This is a genomic window from Rhodoferax sp., from assembly GCF_010365055.1.
Classification (GTDB): domain Bacteria; phylum Pseudomonadota; class Gammaproteobacteria; order Burkholderiales; family Burkholderiaceae_C; genus Rhodoferax.
The window spans coordinates 23,767-41,848 of the sequence record NZ_JAAFHA010000025.1 but is presented as its reverse complement, the minus strand read 5'-3'; the positions used below and the strand labels follow the sequence as shown (position 1 = coordinate 41,848).

16 protein-coding genes and 2 pseudogenes are annotated in these 18,082 nt (G+C 62.9%); 11 read left to right on the top strand and 7 right to left on the bottom strand.

Features of this window, described 5'->3' with window-relative positions:
- A pseudogene (locus tag GZ093_RS08135) lies at window positions 1–399 on the top strand (N-acetyl-gamma-glutamyl-phosphate reductase); the annotation flags it as partial.
- Window positions 400–492: 93 nt separating this feature from the next.
- Here GZ093_RS08135 and recX read toward each other — a convergent pair.
- Window positions 493–942, bottom strand: a complete 450-nt coding sequence (gene recX / locus GZ093_RS08130; protein ID WP_296484615.1) for a recombination regulator RecX — start codon at window positions 940–942, stop codon at window positions 493–495.
- A 90-nt stretch (window positions 943–1,032) separates the two neighbouring features.
- Window positions 1,033–2,136 (bottom strand): recombinase RecA, encoded by a 1,104-nt coding sequence (gene recA, locus GZ093_RS08125; protein ID WP_296484612.1) that lies wholly within the window; start codon window positions 2,134–2,136, stop codon window positions 1,033–1,035.
- A 155-nt stretch (window positions 2,137–2,291) separates the two neighbouring features.
- Here recA and GZ093_RS08120 point away from each other — a divergent pair, with 155 nt between their 5' ends.
- The 3 genes from GZ093_RS08120 to GZ093_RS08110 all read left to right on the top strand — a co-directional run bounded on the left by GZ093_RS08120 (window position 2,292) and on the right by GZ093_RS08110 (window position 5,096).
- Window positions 2,292–2,831, top strand: coding sequence for a helix-turn-helix domain-containing protein (locus GZ093_RS08120; protein ID WP_296484609.1), 540 nt, complete (start codon window positions 2,292–2,294; stop codon window positions 2,829–2,831).
- Window positions 2,832–2,936: 105 nt separating this feature from the next.
- Window positions 2,937–3,611 carry a response regulator transcription factor gene (locus GZ093_RS08115; protein WP_296484605.1) on the top strand — a complete coding sequence of 225 codons (675 nt, stop codon included), beginning with the start codon at window positions 2,937–2,939 and terminating at the stop codon, window positions 3,609–3,611.
- A gap of 30 nt (window positions 3,612–3,641) precedes the next feature.
- Window positions 3,642–5,096 (top strand): sensor histidine kinase, encoded by a 1,455-nt coding sequence (locus GZ093_RS08110; RefSeq protein WP_296484602.1) that lies wholly within the window; start codon window positions 3,642–3,644, stop codon window positions 5,094–5,096.
- A 15-nt stretch (window positions 5,097–5,111) separates the two neighbouring features.
- Here GZ093_RS08110 and GZ093_RS08105 read toward each other — a convergent pair whose 3' ends face one another.
- The 3 genes and pseudogenes from GZ093_RS08105 to GZ093_RS08095 form a co-directional block, all read right to left on the bottom strand.
- Window positions 5,112–5,771 (bottom strand): SPOR domain-containing protein, encoded by a 660-nt coding sequence (locus GZ093_RS08105; RefSeq protein WP_296484599.1) that lies wholly within the window; start codon window positions 5,769–5,771, stop codon window positions 5,112–5,114.
- Window positions 5,772–5,811: 40 nt separating this feature from the next.
- Window positions 5,812–6,618: a biotin--[acetyl-CoA-carboxylase] ligase gene (locus tag GZ093_RS08100; RefSeq protein WP_296484594.1), complete on the bottom strand. Its 807-nt coding sequence runs from the start codon at window positions 6,616–6,618 to the stop codon at window positions 5,812–5,814.
- 16 nt (window positions 6,619–6,634) lie between these two features.
- Window positions 6,635–7,132 (bottom strand): annotated as a pseudogene (locus GZ093_RS08095) (SET domain-containing protein-lysine N-methyltransferase); the annotation flags it as partial.
- Between the two features lie 84 nt (window positions 7,133–7,216).
- On the opposite strand from GZ093_RS08095, the gene GZ093_RS08090 reads away from it, so the two are divergent.
- Together GZ093_RS08090 and GZ093_RS08085 are read left to right on the top strand one after the other, a co-directional pair.
- Window positions 7,217–10,237 carry a DNA topoisomerase III gene (locus GZ093_RS08090; protein WP_296484588.1) on the top strand — a complete coding sequence of 1,007 codons (3,021 nt, stop codon included), beginning with the start codon at window positions 7,217–7,219 and terminating at the stop codon, window positions 10,235–10,237.
- 30 nt (window positions 10,238–10,267) lie between these two features.
- Entirely contained in the window at window positions 10,268–10,996 is a 729-nt protein-coding gene (locus GZ093_RS08085; protein ID WP_296484585.1) for a tRNA-uridine aminocarboxypropyltransferase, read from the top strand.
- A gap of 67 nt (window positions 10,997–11,063) precedes the next feature.
- Here the strand turns inward: GZ093_RS08085 and GZ093_RS08080 are convergent, their stop codons facing one another.
- Complete coding sequence (locus GZ093_RS08080) at window positions 11,064–11,726, bottom strand: c-type cytochrome (protein ID WP_296484580.1); 663 nt, start codon at window positions 11,724–11,726, stop codon at window positions 11,064–11,066.
- 576 nt (window positions 11,727–12,302) lie between these two features.
- Between GZ093_RS08080 and GZ093_RS08075 the strand changes: the two genes are divergently transcribed.
- Window positions 12,303–12,761: a YbhB/YbcL family Raf kinase inhibitor-like protein gene (locus GZ093_RS08075; RefSeq protein ID WP_296484620.1), complete on the top strand. Its 459-nt coding sequence runs from the start codon at window positions 12,303–12,305 to the stop codon at window positions 12,759–12,761.
- Window positions 12,762–12,978: 217 nt separating this feature from the next.
- Window positions 12,979–15,033: an acetoacetate--CoA ligase gene (locus tag GZ093_RS08070; RefSeq protein WP_296484579.1), complete on the top strand. Its 2,055-nt coding sequence runs from the start codon at window positions 12,979–12,981 to the stop codon at window positions 15,031–15,033.
- 7 nt (window positions 15,034–15,040) lie between these two features.
- Here GZ093_RS08070 and GZ093_RS08065 read toward each other — a convergent pair whose 3' ends face one another.
- Window positions 15,041–15,457 (bottom strand): YchJ family protein, encoded by a 417-nt coding sequence (locus GZ093_RS08065; RefSeq protein ID WP_296484578.1) that lies wholly within the window; start codon window positions 15,455–15,457, stop codon window positions 15,041–15,043.
- A 201-nt stretch (window positions 15,458–15,658) separates the two neighbouring features.
- Between GZ093_RS08065 and GZ093_RS08060 the strand changes: the two genes are divergently transcribed.
- Genes GZ093_RS08060 through GZ093_RS08050 form a run of 3 tightly spaced genes read left to right on the top strand, consistent with a single transcriptional unit; the run spans window position 15,659 to window position 17,985 of the window.
- A complete protein-coding gene (locus tag GZ093_RS08060; protein ID WP_296484575.1) occupies window positions 15,659–16,666 on the top strand; it encodes a thiamine pyrophosphate-dependent dehydrogenase E1 component subunit alpha in 1,008 nt (335 codons plus the stop codon).
- A gap of 30 nt (window positions 16,667–16,696) precedes the next feature.
- Window positions 16,697–17,737, top strand: a complete 1,041-nt coding sequence (locus tag GZ093_RS08055; RefSeq protein WP_296484572.1) for an alpha-ketoacid dehydrogenase subunit beta — start codon at window positions 16,697–16,699, stop codon at window positions 17,735–17,737.
- Window positions 17,734–17,985 carry a lipoyl domain-containing protein gene (locus tag GZ093_RS08050; protein ID WP_296484568.1) on the top strand — a complete coding sequence of 84 codons (252 nt, stop codon included), beginning with the start codon at window positions 17,734–17,736 and terminating at the stop codon, window positions 17,983–17,985. Before GZ093_RS08055 ends, GZ093_RS08050 begins: the two co-directional genes overlap by 4 nt.
- Window positions 17,986–18,082 lie beyond the last annotated feature (97 nt).

The following is an 18,082-nucleotide window of genomic DNA, read 5'->3' as shown; positions in this document are numbered from 1 at the left end:
TTGAAGCACAAGCACATTCCCGAGATCATGAAATACACCGGGCTGCTGCGCCGTCCCTTGTTCATCCCCTCAGTCGGCAACTTCAGGCAGGGCATGCTGGTGCAGGTGCCGCTGCATCTGGATTTGCTGCCGGGACGCGTGACCGCGCAGGACCTGCACGATGCACTGGCGCAGCATTACGCGGACAGCGATTTGATCAACGTACTGCCGGCCACGCCAGACAACAAGCTCGACCCGCTCGCACTCGTGGACACCAACCGGATGGAGTTGCGCGTGTTCGCCAACCAAGGCGCGCGCGATGATTTCCGCCACGCCGTGCTGGTGGCGCGCCTGGACAACCTGGGCAAGGGCGCCAGCGGCGCTGCGGTGCAGAACCTGAAGTTGATGCTGGGCCTGTAGCTGGCCAAATGAGATACAAATTCAATAGCTTATAACGCATATGGCACGCGGGATAGAGCCAGATTTGACCTATAAATTCGGTCAAAATCCGAGTCAATCGTCCGACCGCCCGCCGCCCGCCCGACGGATCGCGTCAGCGCTAAAACCGCGTGCCGCCAGAAATCGCATTTGCTTGGCCGCTGCCGGCGCATCGGCCGGCAGCACGCCGAACTTCTTCTGCCAGAGCGCCCGTGCCCGCTCGTGTTCCGAGGCCTGCAGATCGGCCAGCGCCGCGCTAACCGCCTCCGGCGCCAGGCCTTTGCCCTGCAGCTCGTGTTTGATGCGCGCCGTACCCAGCTTGGCCGCGCGCCGGTACAGCACCGACTCGATCACCCGCTGCTCGTTGATAAAACCCTTGGCCTGCAGTTCGTCCAGGGCCTGGGCCAAGCTGCCGGGCTCTTCTTCAAAGCGCTGCAGCTTTTGCGTCAGCTCGGCGCGCGAATGCTCGCGGCCACTGAGCAGGCGCAAGGCGCGGCCTTTGAGGGACGGTGTGTCAAATGACATGACGGGCTCGGGTCGGCGACGCTGGCGCGCGCAGCGGGCCAGGCGCATTGACTATGTTTAAGATAGCTGTCTGCGCATAGCCCACGTTGGCTAGGCCGCTTTTTTGCCGGAAGCCTTGGCTTTGCTGTCGGGCTCCGGTGCGCCTGGCAGCAAGGGAATGCCGAGCGAGGCGCGCACCTTGTTTTCGATCTCCTGCGACAGCGCCGGGTTCTCGCGCAGGAAGTCGCGCGCATTGTCGCGACCCTGACCGATCTTTTCGCCGTTGTAGGCGTACCAGGCGCCCGACTTGTCGAGAATGTTGGCGTTCACGCCCATGTCGATGACCTCGCCCTGGCGGCTGATGCCCTCTCCGAACAGGATGTCGAACTCTGCGGTCTTGAACGGCGGCGCCACTTTGTTCTTGACCACCTTGACCTTGGTTTCGTTGCCAATGGCCACGTCGCCTTTTTTAATGGTGCCGGTGCGCCGGATGTCCAGGCGCACCGAGGCGTAGAACTTGAGCGCGTTGCCGCCGGTGGTGGTCTCGGGGCTGCCAAACATGACGCCGATCTTCATGCGGATCTGGTTGATGAAGATCACCATGCAGTTGGTTTTCTTGATGTGGGCGGTGAGTTTGCGCAGCGCCTGGCTCATCAAGCGGGCTTGCAGGCCGGGCAAAGAGTCACCCATTTCGCCTTCCAGTTCGGCCTTGGGCGTGAGCGCCGCGACCGAATCGACCACGATCAGGTCGACCGCGCCCGAGCGCACCAGGCTGTCCACAATTTCCAGTGCCTGCTCGCCGGTGTCAGGCTGGCTGATCAGTAGGTCCTGCAAATTGACGCCCAGGTTTTGCGCGTACTGGATGTCGAGCGCATGCTCGGCGTCGATGAACGCGCACTGGCCGCCGGTCTTTTGCATTTCGGCAATCACCTGCAGCGTGAGCGTGGTCTTGCCAGAGGATTCCGGGCCGTAGATCTCGACCACCCGGCCGCGCGGCAAACCGCCAACGCCCAAGGCAATGTCCAGCCCCAGAGAGCCGGTGGACACCACCTGGATGTCTTCGATCACCTCGCCCTCGCCCAAACGCATGATGGTGCCCTTGCCAAACTGCTTCTCGATCTGGGCCAGCGCCACCTGCAGGGCTTTGGCTTTTTCGCTGTTGACGGGGGTAGGGGCGGGCGTGGGGGCCTTGAGAGCGACGACGGGTGCATCCATGAAAATCTCCTTGAAAATAGGAACCGGTTGAATCTGGGCAAATCTGCCGCATCCTCTGGCTTTAATGACAGGCTGGATGCTTGAACAGTAGTTTATCTGGTGTTGTTCGAATCTGTAAACACATTTTTTAGTCAATTTGGCTTACTATTAAAGCCATGTTTGAACGACCCGACTTGGCCCGGCCTGGCGCCCTCGCCCCACAGCCGCAGGAGACGACGCCCGCAGCGCAAGCGGTCCTGCTGGACGGCTGGCACGAGGCGCACGTGGGCCACTGGCTGAGCCAGGCGTTGCAAAAATTTGATGCCCGCGTGCTGGCGCTGATGGCGCGCAATGACGACGTGCCGCTGGCACTGTCGAACCTGGCGGCGCGCGGTCGTTTGAGTGCCTCCCACATCCACATTACGCGGCACCTGGCGCAGGGCGGCGCCCGCCTGACCGAGCTGGCACAGCGCGCGGGCATGACGAAGCAGGCGATGGGCAAGCTGGTGGACCAATGCGAAGCCTGGGGTCTGGTCTTGCGCGAGCCGGACGCACACGATGCCCGGGCGCGGCGCATTGTGTTTACGCCCGTGGGCTTGAACTGGCTGCAGGCGTACCGCCAAGCCATCGTGCAGGCGCAGGCCGAGTTGCGCACGGCGGTCGGCGCGGAAGTGGCCACTGTGATGGCGCTTGGCCTGGAGGCATATGCCGCGTGAATGACAGCCTCGTTGGATGAGCAACCGTGCCCCGGCAGGGACGCCTAGAATCAGCTGACAAGCGCCTGACAAGGTCTCAGGCACCACCCCAACGAGGAGTCAATGATGCGAATTCTGATTGCCGAAGATGACCAGGTACTGGCTGACGGCCTGCTGCGCACGCTGCGCAGTTCGGGCGCCGCCGTCGACCACGTCGCCAGCGGAACGGAAGCCGACGCCGCGCTGATGACCAACACTGAATTCGATTTGTTGATTCTGGACCTGGGCCTGCCCAAATTGCACGGGCTCGAAGTCCTGAAGAAACTCCGCGCCCGCGGCTCCGCGCTGCCGGTGCTGATCCTGACCGCCGCCGACGGCGTGGAAGAGCGCGTCAAAGGGCTGGACCTGGGGGCCGATGATTACATGGCCAAACCCTTTAGCCTGCATGAACTGGAAGCCCGGGTGCGCGCGCTCAGCCGCCGCGGCATGGGCTCGGCCAGCAGCACCATCAAGCACGGCCCCTTGGTATACGACCAGTCGGGCCGGGTCGCCACCATCGACGGCGTCATGGTGGAGCTGTCGGCGCGCGAGCTTGGGCTGCTTGAAGTGATGCTGCTGCGCGTGGGCCGCCTGGTGAGCAAAGACCAGCTGGTGGAGAGGCTCTGTGAATGGGGTGAAGAGGTGAGCAACAACGCCATCGAGGTCTACATCCATCGTCTGCGCAAAAAAATTGAAAAAGGGCCGATCCGCATTGCCACGGTACGTGGCCTGGGCTACTGCCTGGAAAAAATTCCCAAGTGATCCCATGAGGTCGCCCCGGCGCGCAGCACCATGACGACGTCCCAGCGCGAACAGCGCTCCCTGTTCGGTGAAATCCTGGACTGGATGCTCACGCCCCTGCTGTTGCTGTGGCCAGTCAGTCTGGTGTTGACCTGGCTGGTCGCTCAAAACATCGCGGACAAGCCGTTTGACCGGGCACTGGAGTACAACGTGCGCGCGCTGGCGCAGCTGATCACCGTCAGCGACACGCGGGCGCAATTTAACCTGCCACTGCCAGCGCGCGAACTGCTGCGTGCCGATGACTCTGACACGGTTTACTACCAGGTGCTGGGCACGCGCAGCGAGTACCTGAGCGGCGAGCGTGAGATGCCGCTGCCGCCCAAAGACGAGGTCATTGAGCCGGGTGAGGTTCTCATTCGCAGCGATGTGGTGCGTGGCGATGAAGTCAAGGTCGCCTACACCTGGGTCAAGTTGCCGCTGGCCGGCGCCAAACCGGCGCTGGTGCAGGTGGCTGAAACCCTGGAAAAGCGATCCTTGCTGGCGACCGAAATTGTCAAGGGCGTGATGCTGCCGCAGTTCGCCATCCTGCCGATGGCGGTGCTGCTGGTGTGGCTGGCGCTGGTACAGGCCATCAAGCCGCTGCATCAGTTGGAGGAGCGCATTCGGGCGCGCAAACCCGATGACTTGAGCCCGATTGAGGCGCAGGCCGTGCCGCTGGAGGTGGCACCGCTGGTGCATTCGGTCAACGACCTGCTCTTACGCCTGAAGGATTCGATTGCGACGCAAAAGCGTTTTCTGGCTGATGCGGCCCATCAACTCAAGACACCGCTGGCGGGGCTGCGCATGCAGGCAGAGCTGGCACAGCGCGAGGGGGCCAGCGCCCAGGAATTGAAGCAGTCGCTGCGCCAGATCGGCCGCGCCAGCATCCGGGCGACCCACAGCGTCAACCAGCTGCTGGCGCTGGCACGGGCTGAGAGCAGCGGCCAGGCGATGCCGCGCCAGGTCTGCGATCTGGCCGAGCTGACCATGGCGGTGGTGCGCGACTGCGTGCCGCGGGCCATTGAAAAGCAGATTGATCTGGGCTATGAAGGCACGCAACCGGGTGCACCAGCGGGCCAGTTGGCGGCCAACCCGACGCTGATCAAGGAGCTCATTCGCAACCTGGTGGACAACGCCCTCAATTACACGCCGTCCAGCCCTAGCCACCCGGGCGTCATCACGGCGCGCGTGCTGACCGACCCGTTCGGCAAGACGCTGATGTTGCAGGTGGAGGACTCCGGGCCCGGTGTGCCGCAGGCCGAGCGCGAGCTGATCTTTCAGCCCTTTTACCGCGCCCTGGGGACCGAGGCCGACGGCACCGGCTTGGGCCTGCCCATCGTGATGGAAATCGCCAACCAACACAACGCCACTGTCAGCCTGGAAGACACCCACCCCGGGCAGGCGCGCCCCGGCGCCCGTTTCAGCGTGCGCTTTTGGGTCAGCCGCTCGGAGGCGACGTCGGCCTGACGTTCAAGCTCAGGTTCAGGGGCACGGAATCAGGGCCTTGTCCGCCAACACCGGCTTCAAGTCCTCCATCTTGCCGCGCAGCGCATCATCCGCCGCCGGCAGCCGCAGCAGCACGCCGCGCACCTCGGCGCGCTCTGGCAGCACCCGCGCCGTGCGCACCCCGCGCTCGACCAGGGTAGCCAGTGCGGCATTAGCGGCCGCCTCGGTCTCGAACCCGCCCAGTGACAGACCCGGGCGCAGCGCCGGATCTTTCGGGGGCTCAATTTTCAGCTGTAACGCGGCCAGTTCGGCACTTTTCTTGGCCAGTGCCTGTGCATTGGCGAACTTGCCCATGTAGACGATCCAGCGCCCCGGCGCCACCACCGGGTCCAGCGACCAGGCCCCTGCGGGCAAGTCTGCCGCCACCAGTGCCTCGCGCAGCAACCTACCTTGCGCCTCATCAAACACGCCCGCCTGCCAACAGGTCGTTGGCTTGGGTGGTGCGGGCGGCGCCTCCTTCACGTTCAGCTCCTGCAACGTGAGCACTTGCAGTGCCTCGGGTTTGATCTGCTGGGCCAGGCGCTGCGGTTCAGACTGCTGAGCGGGCGCCAACCCATAAGACCGCAAAAAGCCTTGTGACCAGGCGAAGTAAACGCCATTGAGCAAGAGCAGGGCCAAAACAAAAAAACGCAACATGGTCGGTAGAGTGCCGGTAAGCGGTCTTCGCTGGGGAGGGCTAGAGGTTTTCGTAAGGCGGCGGGTTCAGGGGCCGCAGACTCACTTCGGAACTGGTGATTTTTTTCAGGCCCTGCACAGTTTGCACCAGCAGAGCACCCATGCGATCGACACCTTGCGCGACACCCGTCGTGCCGTCGCTGAGGGTCACGGCCAGGCCACCCAACGCGTCGCGGTCATTGAATCCGGCCTGGAAAGTTGAAAATCCGTTGGCCTCGAACACCTTGAGCGCGCGCACCAAGGGCGCGGCAATGCGCAGCAAGGCCTCGGGCGCTTTGACGCCGGGCAACACCTCGCCCAGCCACGCCGGCGGTGTGCTCAAGCCAGTGGCAGCGCGCGGTTTCATATTGATGCCGATGCCCACCACGGCATAGCGAGCCTCAGGGGTGTCAGTCAGATTGGCGGTTTCAATCAGAATGCCCGCCAGCTTGCGGTCCCGCAGCCACACGTCATTCGGCCATTTCAGGCGCAGATCGGGATGCAGGTTCTGCACCACGCTGACGCCCACGGCCAGGGACAGGCCAGACCAATCCAGCGGCGCCAATGGCAGGCCAAGCGAAAAAGTCAGGGAGCCGTCACTGGCCTGGTTGGTGTCCGCGCCTGCGTCACTGAACCACTGCCGCCCCAGGCGACCGCGCCCGGCGGTTTGCTGCCCGGCCACCAGCAGCACCGGCTCCAGCCGTCCGGCGCGGGCGCGGCGCATCAACTCGCTGTTGGTGGAATCAATCTGCGCCAACCATTCGACGCGAAAGCCTGGCAAGTCCGGCAGCACCGCCTGCCGGATCAGCTCCATGACAGAGGCGACCATGGCGGGGTCAGCGGCGACCGCGCTTGGGTGCCAGCAGCGTGCCGCGGCATTTGGCCGAGCCGCACCAGCACGGGTATTGGGCCTTGAGCTTGGGCGTGTAACGCTCGTCGATGATCAGGCCGTAGTCGTAGTTGAGTTCTTCACCGGCCGCGATATTGCGCAGCGCCTTGATGAAGATGCGGCCGTTTTGCTCCTCAGCCTCGCAGTTCGGGTCGCACGCATGGTTGATCCAGCGCGACGAGTTGCCACCGTACAGCGCGTCAATCACATGGTCTTCATCGACATGAAAATAAAACGTGTGGTTGGGGTTGCTCGGGTCATGGGGATGGCGCGCCTGCGCCTCGGGCCAGCTGATGATTTCGCCGATGTACTCGATCAAGGTTTCGCCCTCGGCAATGTCCTGCACGGCAAACACCCCTTTGCCGTGGATTGCGGAGCTATGGGTCTGGATGCGGCGCGAGCCTGCAGGGGTGGTTTTTTTGCTCACTTGAGGGTGGGTCCAAAAATTTGGTATCGTGAACTCGTATGGGCGCGTGTGTGCGTGCCCACGTGCATGTGCGAGCGCCTGGGCGCCCGCGAGAAACTGGATTGTAGTCAGATGAAAACATTGATCATTGCCGAAAAGCCGTCAGTCGCCCAAGACATCGTGCGGGCCCTCACGCCGGTGGCGGGCAAGTTCGACAAGCACGACGAGCATTTTGAGAGCGAAAAATACGTCGTCACCAGTGCCGTCGGTCACCTGGTCGAAATCCAGGCCCCTGAGGAATTTGACGTCAAACGCGGCAAATGGAGTTTTGCGCACCTGCCGGTGATTCCGCCGTATTTCGACCTGAAGCCGATGGACAAGACCAAGACGCGGCTCAATGCCATCGTCAAACAGGCCAAGCGCAAGGACGTGGACCAACTTATCAACGCCTGCGATGCGGGCCGCGAGGGCGAGCTGATCTTCCGGCTGATCGAGCAATATGCCGGTGGCGCCAAGCCGCTGGGTAAATCGGTGCGCCGTTTGTGGCTGCAGTCCATGACGCCGCAAGCCATTCGCGATGGTTTCAACGCGCTGCGCTCGAACGAACAGATGCTGCCGCTGGCGGACGCGGCGCGCTGCCGCAGCGAGGCCGACTGGCTGGTCGGCATCAATGGCACGCGCGCCATGACGGCGTTCAATTCACGCGACGGCGGCTTCTTCCTGACCACGGTGGGCCGGGTGCAGACGCCCACTTTGAGCGTGGTGGTGGAGCGCGAGGAAAAAATCCGCAAATTCATCAGCCGCGACTACTGGGAGGTGCACGCCACCTTTGCCGCGCAGGCTGGCGACTACCCCGCGAAATGGTTTGACCCGAAATGGAAAAAAGCAGCCGCCAACGCCGCGGCCGGCAACGAAGAACCGGATGCCGAGCTCAAGGCCGACCGCCTCTGGAGCGCACGTGAAGCCCAGGCCATTGCCGATGCCGTGCGCGGCCAGCAGGCGAGCGTGACCGAAGAAAGCAAGCCCACCACGCAAGCCTCGCCCCTGCTGTTCGACCTGACCAGCTTGCAGCGCGAGGCCAACGGCAAGTTCGGCTTTTCCGCCAAGACCACGCTGTCGATCGCGCAATCCCTGTACGAGCGCCACAAGGCCCTGACCTACCCGCGGACCGACTCGCGCGCCCTGCCCGAGGATTACGTGCCGGTGGTCAAGCAGACTTTCGAGATGCTCTCCACCAGCGGCATGAAGCACCTGGCGCCGCACGCGCTCACGGCCCTGAACGGCAACTACATTCGCCCGAGCAAGCGCATTTTTGACAACGCCAAGGTCAGCGATCACTTTGCCATCATCCCGACGCTGCAGGCGCCCAGCGGCCTGTCCGAGACGGAACAGAAGATTTACGACCTGGTGGTGCGCCGCTTCATGGCGGTGTTCTTCCCGAGCGCTGAATACCAGATCACCACACGCATAAGTACTGTGACCCCCACGCTTGGCGCTGCGGCAGGCGTCAGCCACAGCTTCAAGACTGAGGGCAAGGTGCTGGTCAAGCCGGGCTGGCTGGCCATTTACGGCAAGGAAGCGGCCGAAGAGGTCAAGGATGGTGACGACAAGAGCGCCGGTAACCTGGTGCCGGTGAAGCCGGGCGAACTCGTCAACGCCCAATCGGTCGACCCCAAGGCCCTGAAGACCCGCCCACCGGCGCGCTACTCGGAAGCCACGCTGCTGGGCGCCATGGAAGGCGCTGGCAAAACCGTCGAGGACGACGAGCTGCGCGAGGCGATGCAGGAAAAAGGCCTGGGCACGCCCGCGACCCGTTCCAGCATCATTGAAGGGCTGATCGCCGAAAAATACATGCTGCGCGAGGGTCGCGAGCTGATCCCCACCGCCAAGGCGTTCCAGCTGATGACGCTGTTGCGTGGCTTGGAGGTCGAAGAACTGACCAAGGCCGAGCTCACCGGCGAATGGGAATACAAGCTCACCCAGATGGAGCAGGGCAAGCTCAGCCGCGACTCCTTCATGGCCGACATAGCCGCGATGACCGCGCGCATGGTGAAAAAAGCCAAGGAATACGACCGCGACACCGTCCCCGGCGACTACGCCACCTTGAGCGCTCCCTGCCCGAACTGCGGCGGCATCATCAAGGAAAACTACCGCCGCTACACCTGCACCGGCAAGACCGGCACGGAAGAAGGCTGCGGTTTCTCCTTTGGCAAGACCCCGGCCGGGCGCACCTTTGAAGTGGCCGAAGTGGAGAGGTTCCTGCACGACAAGAAGATCGGCCCGCTCGACGGTTTTCGCTCCAAGGCGGGCTGGCCCTTCACGGCCGAGATGGTGATCAAGTTCGATGAAGAAACCAAGAACTACAAGCTCGAATTCGACTTTGGCGACGATAAAAAAGGCGAGGACAGCGGTGAACTGATCGATTTCAGCGGCCAGGAATCGCTGGGCGCCTGTCCCAAGTGCGCCGGTGCAGTGTTTGAGAACGGCAAGAACTACGTCTGCGAGAAATCCGTGCCCACGATGGCCCAAGCCACGCCCAGCTGCGACTTCAAGACCGGCCAGATCATCCTGCAGCAGCCGATTGAGCGCGAGCAGATGCGCAAGCTGCTCGCCACTGGCAAGACCGATTTGCTTGACAAGTTTGTCTCGATGCGCACCCGGCGCGGCTTCAAAGCCATGCTGGCCTGGGACGCCGAGGCCGGCAAGGTGAATTTCGAGTTTGCCCCGAGCAAATTCCCGCCACGCAAGACCGCCGCCACGCCCTTGACCAAAGCGGCGGTAGCTTCTAAAACAGGAGCTGCTCGCGCAGCAAGCACGGGGGCTGCAGCCAAAAAAGCTGCTAAAAAAGTCGCCAGTCCCAAAGCCGCGGCCCAGGCCAACGCCAAAACGCCGCGCAAGGCAGCGGTCAAGAAAGTCGCCAGCCCAGCCGCCGGCCTGCAGCCCAGCGCTGCCCTGGCCGCCGTGATTGGCGCGGAACCGGTGGCGCGCCCGCAGGTCATCAAGAAGCTGTGGGACTACATCAAGGCCAACAACCTGCAGGATGCCGTCAACAAGCGCAACATCAATGCCGACGCCAAATTGCTGGCCGTGTTCGGCAAGCCGCAGGTGACGATGTTCGAGCTGGCCGGCATTGTCGGCAAACACCTGGCATGAGGCATGAAATAAGGATCTAAGGGTAGCGCCATGAATCATGCGGTCGCCCGCCTGCGCGAGGAGCGACTAGCGAGCCTGGCCGGCCTTGGCAAGCCCTTTGTTCCCCGCGGTTCGCACGCGCCGCGCTGCCCCGCTTGCCGGGTGATCTTCAGCCACTGCCTGTGTGCCTTGCGCCCCCAGGTGACGACCCGCGCTGGCATGTGCCTGATCATGTGCGACATGGAGCCGCTCAAACCCAGCAATACCGGCTGGTTGATCGCCGACGTGGTGCAGGACACCGCCGCTTTTGGCTGGTCGCGCACGCAAGTGGACCCCGCCTTGCTGGCCCTGCTGGCCGACCCGCAATGGGCGCCTTATCTGGTGTTTCCCGGCGAGTATGTCGCCCCTGAGCGCGTCGTGACCGAGGTGCCGGTGCTGCCCGGCAAACGCCCGCTGTTTGTCCTGCTGGACGCCACCTGGTCAGAGGCGCGCAAGATGTTTCGCAAAAGCCCCTACCTGAACCACTTGCCGGTGCTCAGCCTGCAGCCCGAACAACTCTCGCGCTACCGCCTGCGTCGCTCGACCCGCGATGACCACCTGTGCACCTCCGAGGTGGCCGCGGTGTGCCTGGACTTGGCTGGCGAGCCGCAGGCGGCCGAGGTGCTGGAGACCTATCTGGAGGTCTTCAGCAACCATTACTTGAATTCCAGGCAGTCCGTGCCGCCGGACCTTGCAGACGCCGCGCATCAGCGTTTGCGCGCGCTGGCTGGGGCTGCGTAGCCGGGGTAGTTGAACTCCTCGTCGCATTGCCGACAGACCCAGTCCGGGACTTGTCAGCCGCGCAACGTTATGGCATGGACATCATGTAGGCGACGACCGCATCAATGTCGCCGTCCGCATACGTGCTGAGGGTTTTCGCCATATCCCGATCCACGCGTGCTCCGCTGCCCGCCCGAGACCGTTTCAGGGCCACCGTCAGGTAGACGGGCTGCTGCCCGGCGACACGGGCCAGATGTTCGTCTCCGCGACCGTGGTCTTCGTGGCAGGATTCACAATCTTTGGTGTACAGCACCCGGCCTTTGGCGGCCAGGGCAAGGTTCGTCGCCGGGGCGGGTTTGACTTTCTGATTGCCATAAAACAATGAGAATCCGATTTTCTCATCGCTTGTCATCACCTTGATCATGCGTCTCATAAATTCGTGGTGGCGTTCGCCGTCGGCAAACTGACGGGCCTGCTCAAGCACGTAAACGGTGTTTTGTCCGGCGAGATTGGGGACGTCCGGCGTCGGGCTGTTGCCCCCCACGCCGTGGCATCTGTCGCAGACGGCCGCCACTTGACCGCCGGTCTTCAGGAGGGGTTCATACAGTTTGGGGTTGTTCAGTGCTTCCTTGAGCCGCCCCTGCAAATCGACCTTGGCCGACGCCCGCGCCCGCGCTGGGGGCTCGGCCGCGAACACCGTCAGACTGCACAGGCTCAGGAAAAGAGCCAAAACCAAACGATTTGAAATCACACAAACTCCTAAGGGTCATTTAGTGGAATTTTAGATGATCCATCATCGGCCAAGGTGACGGTGGGCTGCTGCCTGGCCTGACAAGCGCGCAATTGCGGCGTTTTTGACGAAAATGGGATCACATGGGCGTGAAGCATCGCGCTGGCGACAAGGCAGTGCGCTGCACTTCACTCAGGTTGCGGGTCATGGGAACGCTATGACTTGTGCGCCACGCACAGGCATCTTTCGGGGCCGAGGACTAGGATCAGCTCAGCGCGCTGGGCCAGCAGAAGCTTGTTCATCAATGGCTCGCTCCTTTCGATGCATGTCTTTGGCTGACAAGCGCATCATCAATGCCGATGCCAGATGCTGGCCGTGCTCGGCCAGCATCTGGCGTGATGCGGCCTGGGCTGGGAATACCCTGATGCAGCCCGGGCGGCACGCTCCTATCATAAAAATTTTGGAGCGCACGCCATGAAACATGTCCTGAAGCAGACCCTTAAACACACCGTGTTGGCCGCCACCCTGATCGGCGGCGCCAGCCTGGCCCAAGCGGCCGGTTTTACCCTCAGCAGCCCCGACATCAAGGCGGGCGGCATGATCGCCAAAAGCTTCGAGTTCAACGGCTTCGGCTGCGCCGGCGACAACAAATCACCGGCGCTCAAATGGAGCGGCGCGCCCAAGGCGACCAAGGCGTTTGCCGTCACCATGTACGACCCGGACGCACCCACCGGCTCGGGCTGGTGGCACTGGATGGTGATCAACCTCCCGGCCGATGTGAGCGCACTCGCGGCCGACGCCGGGGCGGTGGGTGGGGCCAACCTGCCCCCAGGCGCCAGCCAGGCGCGCATCGACTTCGGCGTGGCGGGCTGGGGTGGCGTTTGCCCGCCAGCGGGCGACAAACCGCACCGCTACATCTTTACCGTGTATGCCCTGAAAGACAAGCTTGAAGTGCCGGCTGACGCCACCGCTGCGCTGACTGGCTACATGATCCACGGCAACAGCCTGGGCCAAGCCAGCTTCACGGCCAGGTACGGCCGGCCGAAGGCCAAATAAGCGACCGGACGAGCCCCTGTTTTATATGAAAAATAGGGCTCTAGCCACCGTGTCTATTGACTGAGCAGCTATATATATTATAGCTAACTGCCGCTGCGACAAATCCCTGTTTGCGTCCTTTGCGGTGCTCACGAAAAGCCCGAACGCAGACCTGCCGGTGTCAAACAGGCGTCAGTCGCTTTTGTTTTTTTTGTCAAAACCGGATTACCCTCAGCCCATGACCCCATCCCTAGCGCCGCCCTGCGTGCCCCAAATTCGCCTGTACCAAAACTGGCTGCGCGAGCACCGCGGCCTGTCGTTTGATTCGTACGACGCTTTGTGGCGCTGGTCGGTGACCGATCTGGACACTTACTGGCAAAGCATCTGGGACTACTTTGAGTTGCAGTCGCCAACGCCGCACAGTGTCGTTTGCGATGGCGCGCCGATGCCGGACACACGCTGGTTTGTCGGCGCGCGGGTCAACTATGCCCAGCAGGTGTTGCGCCATGTGGCCGCGGCCGATGCGGGCGGCTTGCCGGCGATCCTCAGCCACAATGAAGAGACGCTGGGCAGCGCACCCGCGCGGGAAATGAGCTGGCCCGAGCTGCGCCGCCAGGTGGCCTCGCTGGCGCTGCACTTGCAGGCGCACGGGGTGGAGCCGGGCGACCGCGTCGCCGCCTACCTGCCCAACAGTCCGCAGGCCATGGTGGCTTTTCTGGCCACGGTGAGCATCGGCGGCGTGTGGAGCATTTGCGCGCCAGACATGGGCACGCACGCGGTGCTGGACCGCTTCCAGCAAATCGAACCCAAGGTGCTGATCGCCTGCGACGGTGTCACCTATGGCGGTCGCGCGCTGGACCGCCGCGCGGTGCTGGTCGAACTCTGCGCCGCCTTGCCCACGGTGCGACATCTGATTGTGCAGAGCAGCCTGGGGCGGCCCACAGAATCTATTAAAACAATAGCTACTCAGGCATATTTCACGGGGGCTACAAGCCAAAATGATTCAAAAACAGTGGCATTTGAGCCCTTGTGGCTACCCTTCGATCATCCGCTCTGGGTGGTCTATTCGAGCGGCACCACGGGTCTGCCCAAACCGATCGTGCACGGCCACGGCGGCACGATACTGGTGGCGCTGGCGCTGAAAAACCTGCACAACGACATTGGCTGCAGCTACGACCCCAACACGCTCGGCGAGCGCTACCACTGGTACAGCACCACCGGCTGGGTGATGTGGAACGCGCAGATGAGCGGCCTGCTCAGCGGCACCACCTGCTGCCTGTTTGATGGCAGCCCGGGCGGGCGCAGCCTTGATGCGGCGGGCAACAAGGTGGCGCCTGACTGGACCACCCTGTGGCGCTTTGCGGCCGAGATGAAAGTCACCTTTTTTGGTGCCGGCGCCGCCTTTTATGCCAACTGCCAGAAGGCTGGTGTGGAGCTGGGCGACTGCGGCGACCTCACGAACATCCGCGCGCTGGGCAGCACCGGCTCACCCCTGAGCCCCGAAACCCAAGCCTGGGGGACGCAACAATTTGAAAATATCGGAACGCCTGACATCTGGTGGTGCAACATCTCGGGCGGCACCGATTTTTGCGGCGCTTTCATCGGCGGCAACCGTGAGTTGCCGCTGGTGCCCGGTGAAATGCAGTGCCGCCTGCTCGGCTGCGCGGTCGAAGCCTGGAACGAGCAGGGCGAGCCGGTGCTTGACGAGGTCGGCGAGCTGGTCTGCACCCAGCCGATCCCGAGCATGCCGCTGTATTTATGGGGCGATGTGGGCAAGCAACGCTACCTGGCCAGCTACTTCGACACCTACCCCGGCGTCTGGCGTCATGGCGACTGGCTCAAGATCGGGGGCAAGGGCGGCTGCGTGATCTATGGCCGCTCAGATGCGACCATCAACCGCCACGGCCTGCGCATGGGCACCAGCGAGCTCTACAGCGCGGTGGAAGCGCTGCCCGAAGTGCTGGACTCGCTGGTGGTCGATCTCGAATACCTGGGGCGCGAGAGTTACATGCCGCTGTTTGTGGTGCTGCGCCAGGGCCTGCTGCTGGACGACGCGCTGCGGGCCAAGCTGGCGAACGCGATCAAGACCGCCTTGTCGCCTCGCTTTGTGCCCGATGAAATATTTCATGTGGCGGAGATTCCGCGCACCCTGTCGGGCAAGAAGCAGGAGCTGCCGATCAAGAAGCTGCTGCTGGGGCAGCCGCTGGACAAGGTGCTCAACATTGACGCGATGGCCAACCCGGGCTGCCTGGACTGGTATGTGGCCCTGGCGCGGTCACGCTCGCAACCGTGAGCGTTCTTCAGGCTTGGGTGTCGTCCTGCGCCATCACGCCGTCGATGTAGTACCAGCGCCCGTCTTCGCGCACAAAGCGGCTGGTCTCGTGCATGCGCCCGCCGCGCCCGCTGTCGCGGTAGCGCGCGACAAATTCCACCACCCCGGCGTCGCCTGTGGTCAGCGCGTGGCGCAGCTCCAGGCCCAGCCACTTGAGCGGCGGCAACTCCAGCTCGCCGGGCGAAGTGGACGGGTGCCAGGTGGCCAGCAAATAGTCGATCAGCCCCAGCCCATAGGCGCTGTAGCGCGAGCGCATCAGCGCCTCGGGCGTGGGCGCGTACAGACCTTCGGCCAAACCGGCGTGCCAGGGGCCGCAGCATTCGCCATAGGTTTCGCCGCTGCCGCAAGGGCAGGCCGCGCGGGCCGGGTGCAGGTTTTTCTTCATGCCGTCATGGTAGCGGGCGCAGGGCTTGCCTGGCCGCGCTGCACCGGGCGATGAGTTCGCCGGCCTGCCTGCTGGGCGGTTGATAAAAATCAAAAAATGGAATGCTTGCAGGCCTATGCTGAGCGTTTTCCCTCCTGATGCTGAGCATGGCGCACGACATATTTCCAGTATTGGGCCAACCGCAACTTCAAGGAGATGAGCATGCAAGCCAGCCCGGAAACACTGCTCTGGATGTACGAGACCATGGTCGAAATCCGGAACTACGAAGAGACCATGGCCAACGTCTACCTGGAGGGCAAGTTGCCGCCCCAGATTCAAAAAGGGCTGGCATTCGATATTGGCTCCGGCCCCGTGCCCGGTGAGATGCATCTCGCTGCCGGTCAGGAGCCGGTCGCAGTCGGCGTTTGCGCCCATCTGAAGAAAGAAGACACGGTGGTGGGCACCCACCGGCCGCATCACTTTGCAATTGCCAAAGGCGTGCCGCTGGACCCGATGACGGCCGAGATGTTTGGCAAGGTCACGGGGCTGGGCAAGGGCAAGGGCGGCCACATGCATCTGTTTGACCCTGAGCACAAGTTCAGTTGCAGCGGCATCATCGGCGCCAGTTTGCCGCCAGCCTGCGGCGCCGCTCTTGCCGCCAAAAAGATGGGCAAGGACTGGCTTGCCATTGCGTTTTTTGGCGAAGGTGCTGCCAACCAGGGCTCGTTCCATGAGTCACTGAACCTGGCAGCACTTTGGAAACTGCCAGTGATCTTTGTCTGCGAAGACAACAAGTGGGCGATCTCGGTACCCAAGGAAAACGCAACCAGCATCGAGTGGGTGGCCGACCGCGCATCGGCTTACGGCATACCCGGCATCAAGGTCGCGAACAATGACGCGCTGGAAGTGTACGAGGCAGTGGCGCCAGCGATCGAGCGCGCCCGTCTTGGCGAGGGACCGAGTCTGATCGAGGTGAAGACCGACCGTTACCTGGGCCACTTCCAGGGCGACCCGGAGGTCTATCGACCCAAGGACGAGGTCAGCAATCTGCGCAAGAACGATCCGATCCCGAAGCTGGCGGCCCTGCTGAAAGGCCGCAGCCTGATGACCGACGCCGAAGAAGGCGTCATCGTGGCCCGAGCCAAACAGCGGGTCGCCGATGCTTTTGACTTCGCCCGCAAGAGTGCCTATCCGCCAGCGCAGGATGCGCTCAATGATGTCTTTGCCTGAACCGGCAAGCCTAACTACCAGGAGCACAACATGAGCACAACCCGCAAACTCACAATGGCCCAGGCAATCTCCGAGGCCATCGCCCAGGAAATGACACGCGACTCCAATGTGTTCGTCATGGGCGAAGACATTGGCGCCTACGGCGGCATCTTTGGCGCCACCGGTGGCTTGCTCGACAAGTTCGGCAAGGACCGCATCATGGACACGCCGATCTCCGAAACGGCGTTCATCGGCACCGCCACCGGTGCCGCCGCCGCCGGCCTGCGGCCGATCGTTGAGCTGATGTTTGTCGATTTCTTCGGCGTCTGCATGGACCAGATCTACAACCACCTGGCCAAAAATACCTACATGGCCGGCGGCAACATCAAGCTGCCGGTGGTGCTGACCACTGCCATTGGCGGTGGCTACAACGATGCCGCCCAGCACTCGCAGTGCCTGTACGCGACCTTTGCCCACATGCCGGGCATCAAGGTGGTGGTGCCGTCGAATGCCTATGACGCCAAAGGCCTGATGACCCAGGCTATCCGCGATGACAACCCGGTCATGTTCATGTACCACAAGGGCATCATGGGGTTGCCGTGGATGGCGTATTTCGAGGGCAGCAGCAACGAGGTGCCGGAAGCGGCCTACACCATCCCGTTCGGGCAAGCCAAGGTGGTGCGTGAAGGGCAAGACCTCACGATCATTACGATCAGCCAGATGGTGCAGAAGGCGCTGCTCGCAGCGGACGAACTGGCTGCTCAAGGCATCAACGCCGAAGTCATTGATCTGCGCACGCTGGTGCCGCTGGACCGCAATGCCGTTCTTAAATCTGTGGCCAAAACCGGCCGACTCCTGATTGCCGACGAGGACTACCTGGGCTTTGGCCTGACCGGCGAAATCTCTGCCATCGTGGCGGAAAACCTGGACACGGTGGTCCTGAAAGCGCCCATCAAGCGGCTCGCGCTGCCCAATGTGCCGATCCCCTACAGCCGCCCGCTGGAGCAGTTTGTCATACCGCAGGTCAAAGGCATTGTGGAGGCCAGTCAAAAGCTGATGCAGGCGCGCATGGCGGAAGGCATCGCCGCATGACCGGGATCACGCTGAGCCCCGACGCCTGGAAAGACATCGACCCGGCCACCGAGGCGCTGGTGGACAAATGGCTGGTGGCCGAGGGTGATACCGTGCGCGCCGGGCAGCCCTTGGCCAATGTCGTTCTGGTCAAGGCGAATCAGGACATCGTGGCGCCCGGCGATGGCCGTGTCGAGAAAATCCTGGTGCCCGCCGGAGAGACTTTCGCGCAGGGCAAACCGATTGCCATGTTGAAGGAGTTGACGTAAACCCGGCCCTTGAAGAGCAGGCGTGGAATCTCAGTGAGCTTGCGCTGGCCGGGGCCGGCCCGCGTTTTCGTGTCTGGACCTACGCCGCACCGGCCAT